The sequence below is a fragment of the Bacillus shivajii genome, assembly GCF_020519665.1.
Lineage (GTDB): Bacteria > Bacillota > Bacilli > Bacillales > Salisediminibacteriaceae > Bacillus_CA > Bacillus_CA shivajii.
This window is the reverse complement of record NZ_CP084703.1, coordinates 2,396,535-2,413,930: the sequence shown is the minus strand read 5'-3', so window position 1 is coordinate 2,413,930 and position 17,396 is coordinate 2,396,535. Positions and strand designations below refer to the sequence as shown.

Below are 17,396 nucleotides of genomic sequence, written 5' to 3'. Positions count from 1 at the left end.
CTAATGAATGGTTAAGAAATAGGGGGAAAGAATGAAGAGTGGAAAAGGCAAGAAAGCGTATATAGTCATATTTGGTTTACTTCTTATTTTGTTACTTCTTAAATTTTTTTCATTCGTATCTTTGCAACTGTATCAAAACGAGTTGGGCGATACTGAGGATAGAATAGGAAAAGATAAACAAGAAAGATCTTTTTCTTTTTCAGTAAAAGAAGAGGAGTTTGTTTGGAAGAGAGATCCAATTCGTCTAATGTTTGTCGGTGACCTCATGATGGATTGGTCAGTTAAAGAGACGATGGATACAAAAGGGGTTGACTATCCATTTTTGTACGTAAGGGAAGATATACAAAGTGCAGACATAGCAATAGCAAACTTAGAAACGACAGTAACAAATATTGATCATACATATAAAGATCCAAACCAATTGTATAACTTTCAGTCAAAGCCAGAGCACATAGAAGGTATTGTAAATGCAGGAATTGACCTTGTGTCTTTAGCAAATAATCATGCCATGGACTATGGCGAAGCGGGGTTACTCGATACAATGAAGAACCTTGATGATTATGGTATTGACTATATTGGTGCGGGTACGACGATTGAAGAAGCGTTTCGTTCGCAAACGTATGAAATACACGGACAGACGATTAACATTATGGCTGCAACGAGGTTTGTTCCGGCAGTCAGCTGGTACACCTTTGATGAAAACACGAAAGCTGGGGTAGCTGGAGCCTATGACCTTGATTTTTTAATTAAAAAAGTAAAAGAAGAAAAAGAAGGCGCTGATTATTTAATTTTATTTATACATTGGGGTATTGAAAGAACTGATATGCCAGCGGAGTATCAAAAGTATTATGTGAAGAAATTAGCTGAAGCGGGAATAGATGCGATTATCGGCCACCATCCACATTGGCTCCAAGGATTTGAATATTACGACGGGGTACCAGTGGCATACTCTCTAGGAAACTTTTTGTTTCCGGATTATGTAACAGGTAACACGGCAGAAACTGGGGTGTTGACGTTGTCCATTCATAAAGGAGAACTCACGATGCAGTTTAAGCCTTATTATATTTATAAAGATCAAATTATTGAATTATCTAGAGATGAACAGCAAGAAGTGTTAAATAAGCTCGAGAGACTTTCATTTGATGTGAAAATAGATGGTTATGAAATAATCAATCAACGATAATTTATAAATTTCCTTTCACATCTTAATGACATCGTTTTCATTTTATCTTGCTCTCTAATGTGTGTTAAACTATAAATGTTTGGTTGAAAAACGAAGTCGTACATAATCATTCCGATAAACAGAGGTAAAGGAATGGAGCAATGGAGGAAAAACGATGTCAGTAAATGCGAACAAAGAAAATATGAAAGTATTTAGCTTAAACTCGAATGAACCACTTGCGAAAGAAATTGTTGAGCATATAGGAATCGACATGGGGAAGAGTTCCATCAAAAGGTTTAGTGATGGTGAAGTTCAAATGAATATTGAAGAAAGTATTAGAGGGTGTGATGTATACCTTGTCCAATCCACTTCTCAGCCGGGAAACCAACATTTAATGGAACTTCTAATTATGATTGATGCAATGAAACGTGCATCTGCAAAATCGATCAATTGTGTGATTCCATATTTCGGTTATTCAAGGCAGGATCGTAAAGCGCGCTCTAGAGAACCAATTACAGCAAAATTAATTGCTAACATATTAGAAAAAGCGGGTGCTTCTCGAGTGATTACAGTTGATTTGCACTCCCCTCAAGTACAAGGGTTCTTTAATATTCCATTTGACCAGCTAATTGCGATTCCATTAATCTCGAAATACTTTATTGAAAAATCTCTTGAAGATGTTGTCATCGTTGCACCTGAAAACACCGGTGTTATTAGAGCTAGACAGTTAGGGAACTTCCTAAATGCTCCGATTGCTCTACTTGATCGAAACCGAATTAAAGAAGAAGCAATTCGTGGTACAGATATTATTGGTGAAGTTGAAGGAAAAACAGCGATTATCATTGATGATATGGTAGATACAGCAAGAACGATTAAATCTGCATCAAGCGCACTTATGGCAAAAGGGGCAAAAGAGGTGTACGCATGTTGCACTCATCCTGTGCTTTCTGAGCCAGCAGTGAGCTGGATTGAAGAATCTGATGTAAAAGAATTAGTGACGACAAATACAATCAAAATTCCAGAAGAAAAGCAAATTGATAAACTGACGACGTTATCGATCGCACCACTTTTAGCAGAAATGATGTTGAAAGTTCAATCTAATGAATCAGTTAGTCCATTGTTTGAATAATTGTTAAAATAATAGTCTGCTTCGAACGAAACGAAGCAGACTATTATTTTACACTTTAAGAATTTTTACCTTTGCTAAAGGATTAAAGTCAACTAAAGCTTTCGCCATAAGGGACTGCACTAAAGCATAAGAGATTCTATGTAAGCACACTTCGTTTGCTCCTGCGGTTACTCGTCGCAGGTCGGAGTAATGTCGAGGAAGCCGTTGCTTGGTGCTCCAGCGGTTACTCGTCGCAGGTCGGAGTAATGTCGAGGAGGCCGTTGCTTGGTGCTCCTGCGGTTACTCGTCGCAGGTCGGAGTAATGTCGAGGAAGCCGTTGCTTGGTGCTCCTGCGGTTACTCGTCGCAGGTCGGAGTAATGTCAAGGAAGCCGCAACTTGGTGCTCCAGCGGTTACTCGTCGCAGGTCGGAGTAATGTCAAGGAAGCCGCAACATGGTGCTCCTGCGGTTACTCGTCGCAGGTCGGAGTAATGTCGAGGAAGCCGATGCTTGGAGCTCCTGCGGTTACTCGTCGCACGTGAAGAGTACTAAGAATCTCTTCAACGATAAGCCAAGTTTTGTTTATTTGCTTTTTTCGGGGATATAGACACAAAAGGGTTCACTTTGTAAGTAATCACCAGTCACAGCATATGTCCTTGAACGTGAACCACCACAAATATAACGAAATTCACAAACCCCACATTTCCCTTTATAAAGATCTGGATTACGTAATTCTTTTAAAACAGGTGCTTCTCTATAAATTTCTTTTATTGGCGTTTCACGAACATTACCTACTTTTATAGGTAATAATCCACTAGGCATTACATCCCCAGTATGTGAAATGAAAATAAAACCATTTCCATCATTCACTCCTTTTGGCGCTCGCTTTAAACCATCAATTAAATATGCCGTATCAGTTATTGAATCTTCGTAAGAGATTTCGTTTTGACCCATAATGTTTTCTTTGGCTTTTTGTTGAATAACCACACGTCGATAATGTTGTGCAGCGGTTGTTTTTATGTCATATGGAGCGGTTTTTCCTAATTCATATAACCAGCGAAAAACTTTTTCATGTTCAGCAGGTGTTAAACAATCATTCATCTGGCCTCGACCGGTTGGGACGAGGAGAAATATGTACCACATGACTGCATTTAATTCGCCGACTAATTCAGCCATTTGCTGAAGAGAATCATAATTATAGCGAGAAATAACCGTGTTAATTTGAAGAGGCATATTCACTTCATTTAAATACTTAATTTTTTCAACTGTTAAATCGAAGGATCCAGATGTTCCTCTAAAGTGATCGTGAATTTCTGGTGTTGGTCCATCAAGGCTGATCCCCCAGCGGGACAAGCCTACCTCTTTAGCTTTCTTCATCTTTTCTTTTGTGACGTTCGGTGTAGCACTGGGGGTCATTGATACACGCATCCCTTTATTTATTGCATACCTAGCTAGTTCAAAAAGATCTTCTCTCATCATGCAATCCCCGCCAGTAAACACTAGCATTGGATTATTCATCTCATAAATTGCATCGATTAATCTCATGCCTTCTTCTGTAGATAACTCAAATGGGTCAGGTTTAGTTTGTGCATCCGCTCGGCAATGGACACATTTCAGTTCACAAGCTCTCGTCACTTCCCAAATAACAATAAACGGGTTTTCATTATAATCAATCGCTGTCTGTTTTGATTTGGATATTTTGTGCATAATATCACCACTTCTTTTTAAACTTTTAATTTAATTATAGAAGTGATTGTTAGAGTTGGAGAATGCAATTGTTACGATCAATGAACAATTCGACGCTTGAAACAAATTTGACACATTGTACAAAATAAAAAAACAGTGCTAGAAGGTGAGGCGAGTAGTTATGGAAATAAGAGTAATGACTTATAACATCCATCATGGTAAGGGGACTGATAAACAAGTCAATTTAGAGCGTATTGCTGAAGTAATTAAAAACTGTAGAGCTGACATCGTTGGGCTTAATGAAGTAGATAAACATTTTTCGTTAAGAAGTGATTTCGAAGATCAAATTGACTTACTAGCAAAAAAACTAGATATGCATCACGCATTCAGTCCATCCCTTTCATTAAAACCAAAAAAATCAATGAAAGTAAGACAATATGGAAATGCCTTATTATCTCGCTTTCCGATTAACAAAGTACATTGTCACCATTTCAATTTTATTTCTGGACTGATTGAAGGGAGGTCTCTCTTATATTCAAATATCCAAATAGAAAGTCAGAGCTTGGACTTATATGTTACTCATCTTAGCCTGAACCCATTTTTACACCGGATGCAAACTGATTTTATAGCAAAAACAATGAATAAACAAAAAGCTAAAACGATTGTTATGGGTGATTTTAATATGATTCCACCGTCAAAAGGTTGGAGGAAACTGACGAATATATTATATGATGTTTGGACTGTTGCTGGGGATGGAAAGGGTCATACTCATCCATCTTTAAATCCAAGGTTAAGGTTAGACTACATTTTTACTAACTCACCAGAAATAATAATTAAAAAGGCAGAAGTCATACAAAGTGCATGCGAAGCATCTGATCACCTACCATTAATGGCACATATAGAATTAACATAAGATACTTCACATAGAAAGAAACAAGTTACACTTTTTTTATGTTTTATTTTTAAAGAATACGGATATAAGAGTTGTGTAAGCAGAAATATATTTTAATGAATTAAAATACTTCTCTTGTGTTTACTATATATACTGTGATAGTGTTATTAACCTGATGCGAGACTAAAATGAGTTTTTTCATACTGTAACTTTGATTATCAGAATAAAATACACTGACGAAAGTTGCGTGGAATTACGGCGTGTGTTAAGATAACTTTTGTTGGAAAAACGTTTTACGAACTTTCCATATTAAATATGATTATGCCTTTTGAAAAAAGTCTTGCGCAGAATTATAGTTTTGTGATAATATAAGTCTATCGCTAACACAGCGGAGTATTTAAATATTACAGTTTAACTATCACTTTAACTTTTTTGAAATAAGTGTTGCGCAGAATGTAGGATCTGTGTTAAAATGATCAATGTCGCTGAAAAAACGACACATTGACCTTTGAAAACTAAACAAAAAGCCAAGCGAAATGGGATATGCAGTTTCAACTATATTTTTATAGACGAAACTATAAGTGCAACTAAGGCTTTCGCTATTTTGCGAAAAGCCAAGTTTACTTTAAAAATATCCCGTCAATGAAATTTTTTATTGATGTCAGAGACATCAAACTCACTTTATTGGAGAGTTTGATCCTGGCTCAGGACGAACGCTGGCGGCGTGCCTAATACATGCAAGTCGAGCGGACCAATTAAAAGTTTACTTTTATGAGGTCAGCGGCGGACGGGTGAGTAACACGTGGGCAACCTGCCTTACAGACTGGGATAACTCCGGGAAACCGGGGCTAATACCAGATGACCAATAGAGTCGCATGACTCTATTGTAAAAGTTGGGATTTATCCTAACACTGTAAGATGGGCCCGCGGCGCATTAGCTAGTTGGTGAGGTAAGAGCTTACCAAGGCGACGATGCGTAGCCGACCTGAGAGGGTGATCGGCCACACTGGAACTGAGACACGGTCCAGACTCCTACGGGAGGCAGCAGTAGGGAATCATCCGCAATGGGCGAAAGCCTGACGGTGCAACGCCGCGTGAGTGATGACGGTCTTCGGATTGTAAAGCTCTGTTGTTAGGGAAGAACAAGTGCCGTTCGAATAGGGCGGCACCTTGACGGTACCTAACCAGAAAGCCCCGGCTAACTACGTGCCAGCAGCCGCGGTAATACGTAGGGGGCAAGCGTTGTCCGGAATTATTGGGCGTAAAGCGCGCGCAGGCGGTCTCTTAAGTCTGATGTGAAAGCCCACGGCTCAACCGTGGAGGGTCATTGGAAACTGGGGGACTTGAGTGTAGGAGAGGAAAGTGGAATTCCACGTGTAGCGGTGAAATGCGTAGATATGTGGAGGAACACCAGTGGCGAAGGCGACTTTCTGGCCTACAACTGACGCTGAGGCGCGAAAGCGTGGGGAGCAAACAGGATTAGATACCCTGGTAGTCCACGCCGTAAACGTTGAGTGCTAGGTGTTAGGGGTTTCGATGCCCTTAGTGCCGAAGTTAACACATTAAGCACTCCGCCTGGGGAGTACGGCCGCAAGGCTGAAACTCAAAGGAATTGACGGGGGCCCGCACAAGCAGTGGAGCATGTGGTTTAATTCGAAGCAACGCGAAGAACCTTACCAGGTCTTGACATCCTCTGACAACCCTAGAGATAGGGCTTTCCCCTTCGGGGGACAGAGTGACAGGTGGTGCATGGTTGTCGTCAGCTCGTGTCGTGAGATGTTGGGTTAAGTCCCGCAACGAGCGCAACCCTTGACCTTAGTTGCCAGCATTTAGTTGGGCACTCTAAGGTGACTGCCGGTGACAAACCGGAGGAAGGTGGGGATGACGTCAAATCATCATGCCCCTTATGACCTGGGCTACACACGTGCTACAATGGATGGTACAAAGGGCAGCGAGACCGCGAGGTTGAGCGAATCCCATAAAGCCATTCTCAGTTCGGATTGCAGGCTGCAACTCGCCTGCATGAAGCCGGAATTGCTAGTAATCGCGGATCAGCATGCCGCGGTGAATACGTTCCCGGGCCTTGTACACACCGCCCGTCACACCACGAGAGCTTGTAACACCCGAAGTCGGTGCGGTAACCTTTTGGAGCCAGCCGCCGAAGGTGGGACAGGTGATTGGGGTGAAGTCGTAACAAGGTATCCCTACCGGAAGGTGGGGATGGATCACCTCCTTTCTAAGGAGCTATTAGCTCATTACTTTATCGATCGTTTGCGCTTTTTGTTTAGTTTTGAGAGGTTTATTTTTTATCTCTCAAGACGTAAGGATTTTAACGAACTTCGGCTAAAGACATCACGTCCTGTGATAACGCCGAAGCTAGCACATCCTGTGCGTCGTTGTTCTTTGAAAACTAGATAACAGATAAAGACTGATTGATCTTCACCGGTTGTTTGAAACGAATTCAGTAATGGATTCGACAGAGTACAACCGAGTGTCTTAGAAGGTTAATATGACGCCATACGTGGTAAAACCAATAATGATATTGGTTTGCAAAGAGAACCGAGGAGTTCAAGGAAGCAAGTGATGAGAGGCCACAGCGTACAACATGTACGTGAGGATCTCGAAGATAGCAGCTGACGCAGAAATCCGATGGTTATCTGCCGCAAAGTGGTTAAGCTAGAAAGGGCGCACGGCGAATGCCTTGGCACTAGGAGCCGAAGAAGGACGGGACGAACACCGATATGCTCCGGGGAGCTGTAAGTAAGCTTTGATCCGGAGATTTCCGAATGGGGGAACCCACCACCTGTAATGAGGTGGTATCCATACCTGAATACATAGGGTATGAGAAGGCAGACCTGGGGAACTGAAACATCTTAGTACCCAGAGGAAGAGAAAGCAAATGCGATTTCCTGAGTAGCGGCGAGCGAAACGGAACTAGCCCAAACCAAGAGGCTTGCCTCTTGGGGTTGTAGGACACTCCATACGGAGTTACAAAGAAACGGAGTAGATGAAGCGACCTGGAAAGGTCCGCGGGACAAGGTAAAAGCCCTGTAGTCGAAACTTCGTTTCCTCCGGAGTGGATCCTGAGTACGGCGGGACACGTGAAACCCCGTCGGAATCTGGGAGGACCATCTCCCAAGGCTAAATACTCCCTAGTGACCGATAGTGAACCAGTACCGTGAGGGAAAGGTGAAAAGCACCCCGGGAGGGGAGTGAAAGAGATCTTGAAACCGTGTGCCTACAAGTAGTCGGAGCCCGTTAATGGGTGACGGCGTGCCTTTTGTAGAATGAACCGGCGAGTTACGATTACGTGCAAGGTTAAGTTGAAGAGACGGAGCCGCAGCGAAAGCGAGTCTGAATAGGGCGAATGAGTACGTGGTTGTAGACCCGAAACCGTGTGATCTACCCATGTCCAGGGTGAAGTCCAGGTAACACTGGATGGAGGCCCGAACCCACTCACGTTGAAAAGTGAGGGGATGAGGTGTGGGTAGGGGTGAAATGCCAATCGAACTCGGAAATAGCTGGTTCTCCCCGAAATAGCTTTAGGGCTAGCCTCGAGGGAAGAGTATTGGAGGTAGAGCACTGATTGGACTAGGGGTCCCCACAGGATTACCGAATTCAGTCAAACTCCGAATGCCAAATACTTATCCTCGGGAGTCAGACTGCGAGTGCTAAGATCCGTAGTCAAGAGGGAAACAGCCCAGACCATCAGCTAAGGTCCCCAAGTATACGTTAAGTGGAAAAGGATGTGGAGTTGCTTAGACAACCAGGATGTTGGCTTAGAAGCAGCCACCATTGAAAGAGTGCGTAATAGCTCACTGGTCGAGTGACTCTGCGCCGAAAATGTACCGGGGCTAAACGTATCACCGAAGCTATGGATTGTCCTTACGGACAGTGGTAGGGGAGCGTTCCAAGGGCGTTGAAGCTCAACCGAGAGGATGGGTGGAGCGCTTGGAAGTGAGAATGCCGGTATGAGTAGCGAAAAGAGGGGTGAGAATCCCCTCCGTCGAAAGCCTAAGGTTTCCTGAGGAAGGCTCGTCCGCTCAGGGTTAGTCGGGACCTAAGCCGAGGCCGAAAGGCGTAGGCGATGGAAAACAGGTTGAAATTCCTGTACCACCACGTCACCATTTGAGCAATGGGGGGACGCAGGAAGGTAGGGTAAGCACGGCATTGGATGTCCGTGTCCAAGCAGTTAGGCTGGTAAGTAGGTAAATCCGCTTACCGTAAGGCTGAGCTGTGATGGCGAGCGAAATTTTAGTAGCGAAGTTCCTGATCCTACACTGCCTAGAAAAGCCTCTAGCGAGGTGACTGGTGCCCGTACCGCAAACCGACACAGGTAGGCGGGAAGAGAATTCTAAGACGCGCGGGAGAACTCTCGTTAAGGAACTCGGCAAAATGACCCCGTAACTTCGGGAGAAGGGGTGCTCTATTAGGGTTTACGCCCGAGAGAGCCGCAGTGAATAGGCCCAAACGACTGTTTATCAAAAACACAGGTCTCTGCCAAGCCGCAAGGCGAAGTATAGGGGCTGACACCTGCCCGGTGCTGGAAGGTTAAGAGGAGGGGTTATCCCATTAGGGAGAAGCTCTGAATTGAAGCCCCAGTAAACGGCGGCCGTAACTATAACGGTCCTAAGGTAGCGAAATTCCTTGTCGGGTAAGTTCCGACCCGCACGAAAGGTGCAACGATTTGGGCACTGTCTCAACGAGAGACCCGGTGAAATTATATTACCTGTGAAGATGCAGGTTACCCGCGACAGGACGGAAAGACCCCATGGAGCTTTACTGTAGCTTGATATTGGATTTTGGTACAGCTTGTACAGGATAGGTAGGAGCCTTGGAAGCCGGAGCGCTAGCTTCGGTGGAGGCGTCGGTGGGATACTACCCTGGCTGTACTGGAATTCTAACCTCGGACCGTGATCCGGTTCAGGGACAGTGTCAGGTGGGCAGTTTGACTGGGGCGGTCGCCTCCTAAAAAGTAACGGAGGCGCCCAAAGGTTCCCTCAGAATGGTTGGAAATCATTCGCAGAGTGCAAAGGCATAAGGGAGCTTGACTGCGAGACATACAGGTCGAGCAGGGACGAAAGTCGGGCTTAGTGATCCGGCGGCACCGTATGGAAGGGCCGTCGCTCAACGGATAAAAGCTACCCTGGGGATAACAGGCTAATCTCTCCCAAGAGTCCACATCGACGGGGAGGTTTGGCACCTCGATGTCGGCTCATCGCATCCTGGGGCTGAAGTAGGTCCCAAGGGTTGGGCTGTTCGCCCATTAAAGCGGTACGCGAGCTGGGTTCAGAACGTCGTGAGACAGTTCGGTCCCTATCCGTCGCGGGCGTAGGAAATTTGAGAGGAGCTGTCCTTAGTACGAGAGGACCGGGATGGACACACCGCTGGTGTACCAGTTGTTCTGCCAAGAGCATAGCTGGGTAGCTACGTGTGGACGGGATAAGTGCTGAAAGCATCTAAGCATGAAGCCCCCCTCAAGATGAGATTTCCCATCACGTCAAGTGAGTAAGATCCCTCAGAGATGATGAGGTTGATAGGTCTCATGTGGAAGCGTGGCAACACGTGGAGCTGAGAGATACTAATCGATCGAGGGCTTAACCAAAGTATTACATTAACCTTCAGACCGAAGATCATCAGTCAAATGTTATCTAGTTTTGAGAGTACAATACTTCTCAATTTCATAAGTCCAGTGACGATAGCGGAGAGGTCACACCCGTTCCCATGCCGAACACGGAAGTTAAGCTCTCCAGCGCCGATGGTAGTTGGGGGCTCTCCCCCTGTGAGAGTAGGACGTTGCTGGGCAAGTAAAGGCACCTTCAGATGAGGGTGTCTTTTTGTGCAAAAAAAATGGAATGTGGTGAACAAATTAGGAAATATGCAAGTAGCCAATAGAAGATCTGTAGAAATTCCTAGCGGTTAAATGAACTATAAAAAATTTACTTGGTTTCAATTAAATAAATGAGTAAATAAAACATTTGTATATGTTAAAATTTGGTTATACATTAGCAGTTTTGTGAAAGTCACTTAAAGTAACGGGACAAAAAAATGTACAAAAACTAACTAAAAGGGGTGGAAAACAATTTGGATAACATTGAGTTAAAAAATCTAGTACCTATGTTTTTAAATTTTTATAAAAGAGCCCAACTAGAATGTTCAGATAATGAAACAAGGTGGGAGTTATGGAAAGAACTCTATAACTTTGCAGCAGTACCTCCTGGTAAAGAAGGAGAGATACATGCAAGAAATTTATTAGATGATGCTTGGGAAAAATATGGTCAAAAGATTACTTACATAAATGAGTGGAAACCAAACCCTAATGAAATCGAAAACTATTTAACAGAGGTTAAAACTTTATTAGGATGTAAGGAACAAATAAACATTGTTGTTATTTATTTTGTAGGAGGATTTGAAAATAATGCTTTTGTAGCTCAATATGACAAAGAAAGATTAGCATTGTGCCTTCCAATTGAATGTGGAGAATCAAATATTATCCTGGCTCACGAGTTAACACATATTGTTCATTCAAAGATTGCTAGATTTACAGGAGAATGGGAAAGAACCATTGCTTCAACAATATTACAAGAAGGGTTAGCTACTCAAGTGAGTAAACATATTGTTCCTGGAGAGCCAGTTGGACATTATATTGAACATAAAAAGGGTTGGTTAGACTCTTGTAAATTAATGAAAGAAAAAATTATAAAAGGAATTTTTCCTTATCTAAATGATTCCTCACCTGAAGTTATAAATAAATTTACTTTTGGAACTGGCACAACAAACAATGATAGAGAGGTATACTTTGTGGGCTGGCAACTTGTCAATTTCTTGTTGGAGAAAGGAAAAACATTTAGGCAAATAGCGAGAATTCAAGAAGGTGATATACCAAATTATTTACGAGAAGCATATCCCAAGTTATTAAACTAACGACCTATTATATGTTTTTGCTTTAGTGGTGTCTAGAAAATATCCGTCGCTAGTTTGATATGGTTTGGTGCTGGAGGTGGTAGAACAAATAGAGCACTAATAATACAATCTTAACTAATAGGTCAGTTAAAGGTTATTTCAAACTAAATTAGGCTCTTCTTGCCGAAGGGAGAATGGTATGTAGGTTTTTCTGAACTGATTTTAGGTTCGATCGGAGCTTTAATAATTTTAGTCATTGTCTTTACTTTTCGAAAAATGGCTAATAAATGAGTTTACTTTTTTATGTACGTCAATTTGAAGAAAGAGGTGTATTATTCATGGTTAATCGAAAAAACAGTATTTTTGACATACCACTTGCACTCCCGATCACAGAAGAAAAAAGACGCAATTGGTATGAAAAAATGATAACTAATGCGCAAAAAAGAATATCTAACTTCGCTTTTAATCATCAATGGAGCGACCATATTTCGCAACCTTTGATAAAGGAGGTTCGTGTATATGAAACAAAAGAACAATTTGATAAGGATGTTAAAATTGCTTTTAGATATGATAGCGATATTGACCTTCCCCAGAGTTTTTCAGCTGTTATTGCGGATGGTATTTTACTGATTGTAACAGAGGAAATATATGCTGAGAATTATAAGGTTGGGCAAGAAGATCATGCATATGAAAAATTGCTTGCACATGAAATGGCTCATGAACTTCACATTCGTATTCTCGATAGAAATGAAGAACAAATGGGTCCTCGATGGTTTTTTGAAGGGTTTGCTCTTTATGCTGCAAATCAATTTGAGGATACTATGTTAGAGTTGTCGAATGAGGATATTGTGAACATTATTTCTTCTGAACAATCCTCTACTTATGCTTACTATCGCCTTCTGATGGATAAATTACTTTTACACATAGACCTCAAAAAAGCAGTTGAACATGCTAAATATCCAAACTTTGATTATTTTGTAAGAAAACTTTTAAAGCTTGATTTTTGAATTGAAATTATAAGCTATATGCGTGATGGCCAATTGAAAAAGGAGAAATAACTGGGCAACAAAAGGAGAGTTCTCATTTGAAATTATAGTTGAAATGTTTATAAAGTGGCTTATTATTTTTATCACTCTTGTTGCTGTGATTGAAATACCCATATATTTAATTTATACCATTTTTCAGTATACAAATAAATCTATAAATAAAAATATACTTTATTAGAAAACAAATTAATAGATCTAGAAATGAGCGTAAAAGTGTTAGTATGAAAAATAAATAGATTCTTCAACTGTTAGAGTTCGTTGGCATAATAAGCTGTCGCTATTGTTGATGAACCAACGTAGATAAGAGCTTAATAAATAGGGAGGACGTAATGATAAATAAATTATATATGCTAAGTTCATTAACTTTCTTAATTTTGATAATAGGGTGTTCAAACAATGATGATTTAATTAAACAAGCAACTGAGGAGTTAGACTATGATGTACTTTTACCGAGCTATATACCTTCAAAGTTAGAATTAGTTGAAGTTACTTTGGAAGACGATCGTTTATTCCTAAATTACCAGGATACTGAAGAAACAACATTTATTGAATTTAGTCAGAGGCAATTTGCCAGGGGGATTGATACAGAAAGATTCTTAGAGTTTACTGAGACAGGTGAGGACCCATATGAAAAATTTCCAAAGCTTTCGTATAGAGAAATAGGTAATTATGTTGGAGAATATGAAGATAGAGAGAAGATACATAGATTAAGTTTTATGTTCATTCCATCAGTACCACGGTCTCAGATTGATAATTATCCTTTTTATCATATACGAGCTGTAGGAATAGATGAGGAAGACTTCCATAAAGTAGTTAGATCATTAAACTGAATTTTCCTCGGCAACTAATGGGAGTGCAGACGGGGAGGTTTCCAAAAGAGGATAATTGAAGTTGTGGGAAGTCATATGAAATTAAGCTAAAGGTTATTTTATCGTTAGCATTAAGCTAGAAGCATGGATTCAAGACATACACCCCCAATGATTTGTTTCGTACCAGACGATTGAGCGCAGCAAACATTCTATTTTAACTAAACAAGAAAATGGTTATATATGTTAAAATTTTGTTAGAACTTAGTCGGATTGTGAATCTCTTCACTTAAACTAAAGGGGAGATTGAGTTAAGAAGGAATAGCAAGAAATGGAGGAGTTCACTTTGGTCGGGCTTTCAATATTGTGCTTACTAATAGGTCCTATGCTTTTTTTGTATCAAAAAAAGAAAAAGTTGTCTTATGTAAATTTATTAATTACCCTGAGTTCCTTGGCTATCTGGTTTAGTTTAATTGCTGGATGGGTTTCAGAACAATTTTGGATTATTATGTGGAACGCTACTCTTCTTGGTTCAGTTTTATTTCTAGTCATTGGATTTTCCTCTATGTTTATAAAAATTAAACAGATAAATCGCTACCTTTTACCGTTTTTGGTTTTGGCGATTTCTGTGTCAAGTTTGTTGATTGGAAATCATATTGGTAGCGATACACAATTGAACGTTTTTGTTCTTTATTCATTTGCATACTTTACACCTCTATTTGTAGGATTAATTGCAGTAATTAGTGCAACACAATATTTTAAAAATACAAACAGTGTAAGTTGACAAAAGTGAAGTTTGTGAATTTTTCTACTTACACTAATGGAGAGCTTTAGTTACACAAGCAAATATGAAAATAATGAATCTAAGATAAGAATATGTTCTTCGTATCATTATAAAATGCGATTAATACTGTGATTTCGGTTGTGAAAGTTGTGTGATTTAGCTTGTGAATTTTCTTGAGTTTTTCTATTTTTCACCTCTGGAGTAAACCCGATAGGGTATTCCAGTGTGTTTATTTATTCGGAGCAGGACTTATAAAAAATATATAGAATATACGTAGTAAATGTTACCTAGAGGAGAATGTTTATGGCTCAAATATCAATTCAGGAATTAACGATGAAAAATATGTATAAATGCCTAAAACTAAAGTTAACGGAGGATCAAGTTGATCGAATTGCTCCTAATGTTTATTCCATTGCAGAGTCTAAAGTAGATCCCCATTTTACACCATATGCAATACATTTGGATGAGGAAGTTATAGGTTTTGTGATGACGGAAAATGATCCAAACGAGATTGATGAGAGAAAGTATTGGATTCCTAGGTTTATGATTGATGTTTCTTATCAAAGAAAGGGATACGGGAAAGAGGCATTGCAACAAGTCATAGATATGCTCAAAAGGAATGAGGACTGTCATTATATTGGCCTTTCAACAGAGCCAGATAATTATTCGGCACTTCGATTCTATGAGTCACTTGGATTCGTAAACACAGGCGAGTTGTTAGAGGAAAGTGAAGTTATTTTACTATTAAAAGTATAGACGGTAATCTTCGCTAATGCCCTATTAGGGAAAAATGAGTTATTTATCGGGATGAAGTGACCAAAAAAGAATTGCCAAAAGTTTATAGTGCACAATACGCACTGTACTTAGTTACATATGGTAGTTCTGTATTACTAATTGGTATTTTGACTGACTTATGGGGTGTTCGTATCTCATTTTTATTAGAGGCATCTTTATTATTTATATCCTTTGTTTTATCTTTTTAAAATCAAAAATATTTTAATGAAGTAGAACATGACCAGATGCCAAATTAGCAAATAAAGATGACTAGCTAACATGAAATTAACTTTTTATCATTTGAAAATTATATGTAAGGCATTATGACGTTGAAAGGATTATAGTGTAACACAAAGGGGAGAAGTCCAATGTAAAAATCCTATCTTATAAACTGAAATATAAAACAGGATGGGGTTTTTAATGAATTTATTTAAAAATAAAAATTTTGTAATAATGTGGTTTGGGCAGCTTGCTACTATATTTGGGAATCGTTTTAGCGAGATAGCTATTCCATTAATTGTTCTCCAATTAACAGGTTCAGCATGGCAAGCTGCATTAGTGGTTGTCTGTTCTCAAGTTGCACCTGTTATAATGTCTCTTCCAGTTGGTACTTGGGTGGAGGGGAAATCTAAAAAACTAATTGCGTTGTCAGCAGAAGCCATTAGTTTTACAACAATGGCATTAATAGTATTCTTTGTTTGGTTAGATCAGTTAAATATATGGATTCTAGCAGGAGGGTTATTTGTTTTAGGTGCTACAGGTTTATTTTTTAGAGTAGCCTTTGGAGCAATGGTTCCTGGTGTGGTTGGGAGAAAACGGTTAATAAATGCACACAGTTATTTTGAAGGAGCCGATGCGTTTAGCACTTTTATTGGACCCGTGTTAGCGGGAATTGTCTTATCAAGTTTTGGAGTTGCAGCTGTTTTAACAGTAGATGCATTCACATATTTTATTTCTTTTTTGGGGATTTTATTTTTATCATTCAAAGAAGACAAGACAATAAGTACAAGGAAACAATCAACAAAGAAGACTTATATTTCATCAATTAAGAGTTTTAAGTATTTAATTGGTAATCACTATCAATCATTTATTACACTTCATCATGGAATTTTAAACTTTACTACAACAGCTGTGACACTTACCATTATTATTTATACAAGTCAGACTCTGCACTTTAGTGAATGGCAAATAGGAATGGTTTTATCGGCAGCTGGGGTTGGAAATATTATTGGTGTTTTACTGATGAACAAATTAAGTTGCTATAAATGGAAATGCTTATATGCTGGCTTAATGATAGTTTCCAGTATTGGATTACTTCTAATACTTTTAGCAAGTAATCTTCCAATAATCATGCTTGGAATGTTTCTTTTTGACGGTGCTCTTTCAATGGCGTTTATTGTTAACGGGACGGCAAGACAAGCAGTAACACCTGATAACTACTTAGCTCGTATTGGTGCTGGTGGTATTTTGTTATCCGGAGTAGTAGCAATAAGTGGGAATCTTTTTTCAGGAGGATTAGCTGAGGCTATTGCTCCAGAATTCCCCCTTGCTTTTTGCATGTTTTTACTTTTAGTTGCCACTATAATATCAATATCTTTTAAAAAAGGAAGTAAAAAACTAGAAGACCTAAAACCTGTTGAATTTAATGATTTCTAATAAAATTTTAAGAGGGTGTTCCAAAAGCCTAGCTTTTGGTGCCCGCTCTTTTACTATCATCCCTGGATATTCCTACAAGAGAATATAACTAAACATGAGTAAAATACCAAAAGGAACATAAAAAAGACATAAACTTTTTGAAAAATTACACTTAAACTATCGGGTAGCGTTAGTAAAATTTCGAGTTGCAATGTTGCAGCTCATTTTTTGTGCCAGTTATCTGGAGAAAGATGTTAAACTAAAGGGGAATTTTCTGCAACAAGTGGAGACGCTCTTTTTACATTTTAACCCCAAATAAGAGGGAATTAGTGTTAACGTTAAATCGACATGATTAGAGGTAATGGAGGCTGAAAAGGTGAGAGTACTTATTTTTATTTTACTAACAGGACTTTTATTGACTGGATGTAATTTAACTAATAATTGATTACGGCCACTAGAATGTACCACTCTCGCCATGTTTTTTACCACCGAATGACAAGGATATTACCACACAACGCCAACGTGTTTACCATTGAATAAAAAAGCCCTACAGATTAACATTTTAATAATCTTGTAGGACTTTTTTACGTTCAATTAGTTA

The 17,396-nt window shown here is 39.8% G+C and carries 10 protein-coding genes and 3 rRNA genes; 12 read left to right on the top strand and 1 reads right to left on the bottom strand.

The features are described 5' to 3' along the window. Positions 1–31 precede the first annotated feature (31 nt). Together LGQ02_RS11775 and LGQ02_RS11770 are read left to right on the top strand one after the other, a co-directional pair. A complete protein-coding gene (locus tag LGQ02_RS11775; protein WP_226514566.1) occupies positions 32–1,183 on the top strand; it encodes a CapA family protein in 1,152 nt (383 codons plus the stop codon). A 154-nt stretch (positions 1,184–1,337) separates the two neighbouring features. Next, positions 1,338–2,291, top strand: coding sequence for a ribose-phosphate diphosphokinase (locus LGQ02_RS11770; RefSeq protein WP_226514565.1), 954 nt, complete (start codon positions 1,338–1,340; stop codon positions 2,289–2,291). Between the two features lie 560 nt (positions 2,292–2,851). On the opposite strand, the gene LGQ02_RS11765 is transcribed toward LGQ02_RS11770, so the two are convergent. Continuing rightward, entirely contained in the window at positions 2,852–3,976 is a 1,125-nt protein-coding gene (locus LGQ02_RS11765; RefSeq protein ID WP_226514564.1) for a TIGR04053 family radical SAM/SPASM domain-containing protein, read from the bottom strand. A gap of 160 nt (positions 3,977–4,136) precedes the next feature. Here LGQ02_RS11765 and LGQ02_RS11760 point away from each other — a divergent pair, with 160 nt between their 5' ends. From LGQ02_RS11760 to LGQ02_RS11715, 10 genes are all read left to right on the top strand, one after another. Beyond that, the gene (locus LGQ02_RS11760) at positions 4,137–4,868 is read left to right on the top strand and encodes an endonuclease/exonuclease/phosphatase family protein (RefSeq protein WP_226514563.1); all 732 of its coding nucleotides are present in this window, start codon (positions 4,137–4,139) and stop codon (positions 4,866–4,868) included. Positions 4,869–5,528: 660 nt separating this feature from the next. Further along, positions 5,529–7,083: ribosomal RNA gene (locus LGQ02_RS11755) — 16S ribosomal RNA — on the top strand. Between the two features lie 433 nt (positions 7,084–7,516). Beyond that, positions 7,517–10,452, top strand: a 23S ribosomal RNA gene (locus LGQ02_RS11750). Positions 10,453–10,535: 83 nt separating this feature from the next. Further along, positions 10,536–10,652: ribosomal RNA gene (gene rrf, locus LGQ02_RS11745) — 5S ribosomal RNA — on the top strand. Together the 16S, 23S and 5S rRNA genes form the textbook arrangement of a ribosomal RNA operon. Before the next feature lie 279 nt (positions 10,653–10,931). Then, positions 10,932–11,771, top strand: a complete 840-nt coding sequence (locus LGQ02_RS11740) for a DUF2268 domain-containing putative Zn-dependent protease (RefSeq protein WP_226514562.1) — start codon at positions 10,932–10,934, stop codon at positions 11,769–11,771. Positions 11,772–12,088: 317 nt separating this feature from the next. Continuing rightward, positions 12,089–12,757 (top strand): hypothetical protein, encoded by a 669-nt coding sequence (locus LGQ02_RS11735; protein ID WP_226514561.1) that lies wholly within the window; start codon positions 12,089–12,091, stop codon positions 12,755–12,757. A 368-nt stretch (positions 12,758–13,125) separates the two neighbouring features. Beyond that, positions 13,126–13,626, top strand: a complete 501-nt coding sequence (locus LGQ02_RS11730; RefSeq protein ID WP_226514560.1) for a hypothetical protein — start codon at positions 13,126–13,128, stop codon at positions 13,624–13,626. A 307-nt stretch (positions 13,627–13,933) separates the two neighbouring features. Then, on the top strand, positions 13,934–14,386 hold the full coding sequence (locus LGQ02_RS11725) for a hypothetical protein (protein WP_226514559.1): 453 nt from the start codon (positions 13,934–13,936) through the stop codon (positions 14,384–14,386). A gap of 303 nt (positions 14,387–14,689) precedes the next feature. After that, positions 14,690–15,142, top strand: coding sequence for a GNAT family N-acetyltransferase (locus LGQ02_RS11720; RefSeq protein WP_226514558.1), 453 nt, complete (start codon positions 14,690–14,692; stop codon positions 15,140–15,142). A gap of 438 nt (positions 15,143–15,580) precedes the next feature. Continuing rightward, a complete protein-coding gene (locus LGQ02_RS11715) occupies positions 15,581–16,816 on the top strand; it encodes an MFS transporter (RefSeq protein WP_226514557.1) in 1,236 nt (411 codons plus the stop codon). Positions 16,817–17,396 lie beyond the last annotated feature (580 nt).

What these genes read in the sequence shown, in the direction of transcription:
- LGQ02_RS11725 (WP_226514559.1), top strand. Translation starts at nt 13,934, where the DNA reads ATGGAGGAGTTCACTTTGGTCGGGCTTTCAATATTGTGCTTACTAATA.
- LGQ02_RS11760 (WP_226514563.1), top strand. Translation starts at nt 4,137, where the DNA reads ATGGAAATAAGAGTAATGACTTATAACATCCATCATGGTAAGGGGACT.
- LGQ02_RS11730 (WP_226514560.1), top strand. Translation starts at nt 13,126, where the DNA reads ATGATAAATAAATTATATATGCTAAGTTCATTAACTTTCTTAATTTTG.
- LGQ02_RS11720 (WP_226514558.1), top strand. Translation starts at nt 14,690, where the DNA reads ATGGCTCAAATATCAATTCAGGAATTAACGATGAAAAATATGTATAAA.
- LGQ02_RS11765 (WP_226514564.1), bottom strand. Translation starts at nt 3,976, where the DNA reads ATGCACAAAATATCCAAATCAAAACAGACAGCGATTGATTATAATGAA.
- LGQ02_RS11770 (WP_226514565.1), top strand. Translation starts at nt 1,338, where the DNA reads ATGTCAGTAAATGCGAACAAAGAAAATATGAAAGTATTTAGCTTAAAC.
- LGQ02_RS11735 (WP_226514561.1), top strand. Translation starts at nt 12,089, where the DNA reads ATGGTTAATCGAAAAAACAGTATTTTTGACATACCACTTGCACTCCCG.
- LGQ02_RS11715 (WP_226514557.1), top strand. Translation starts at nt 15,581, where the DNA reads ATGAATTTATTTAAAAATAAAAATTTTGTAATAATGTGGTTTGGGCAG.
- LGQ02_RS11775 (WP_226514566.1), top strand. Translation starts at nt 32, where the DNA reads ATGAAGAGTGGAAAAGGCAAGAAAGCGTATATAGTCATATTTGGTTTA.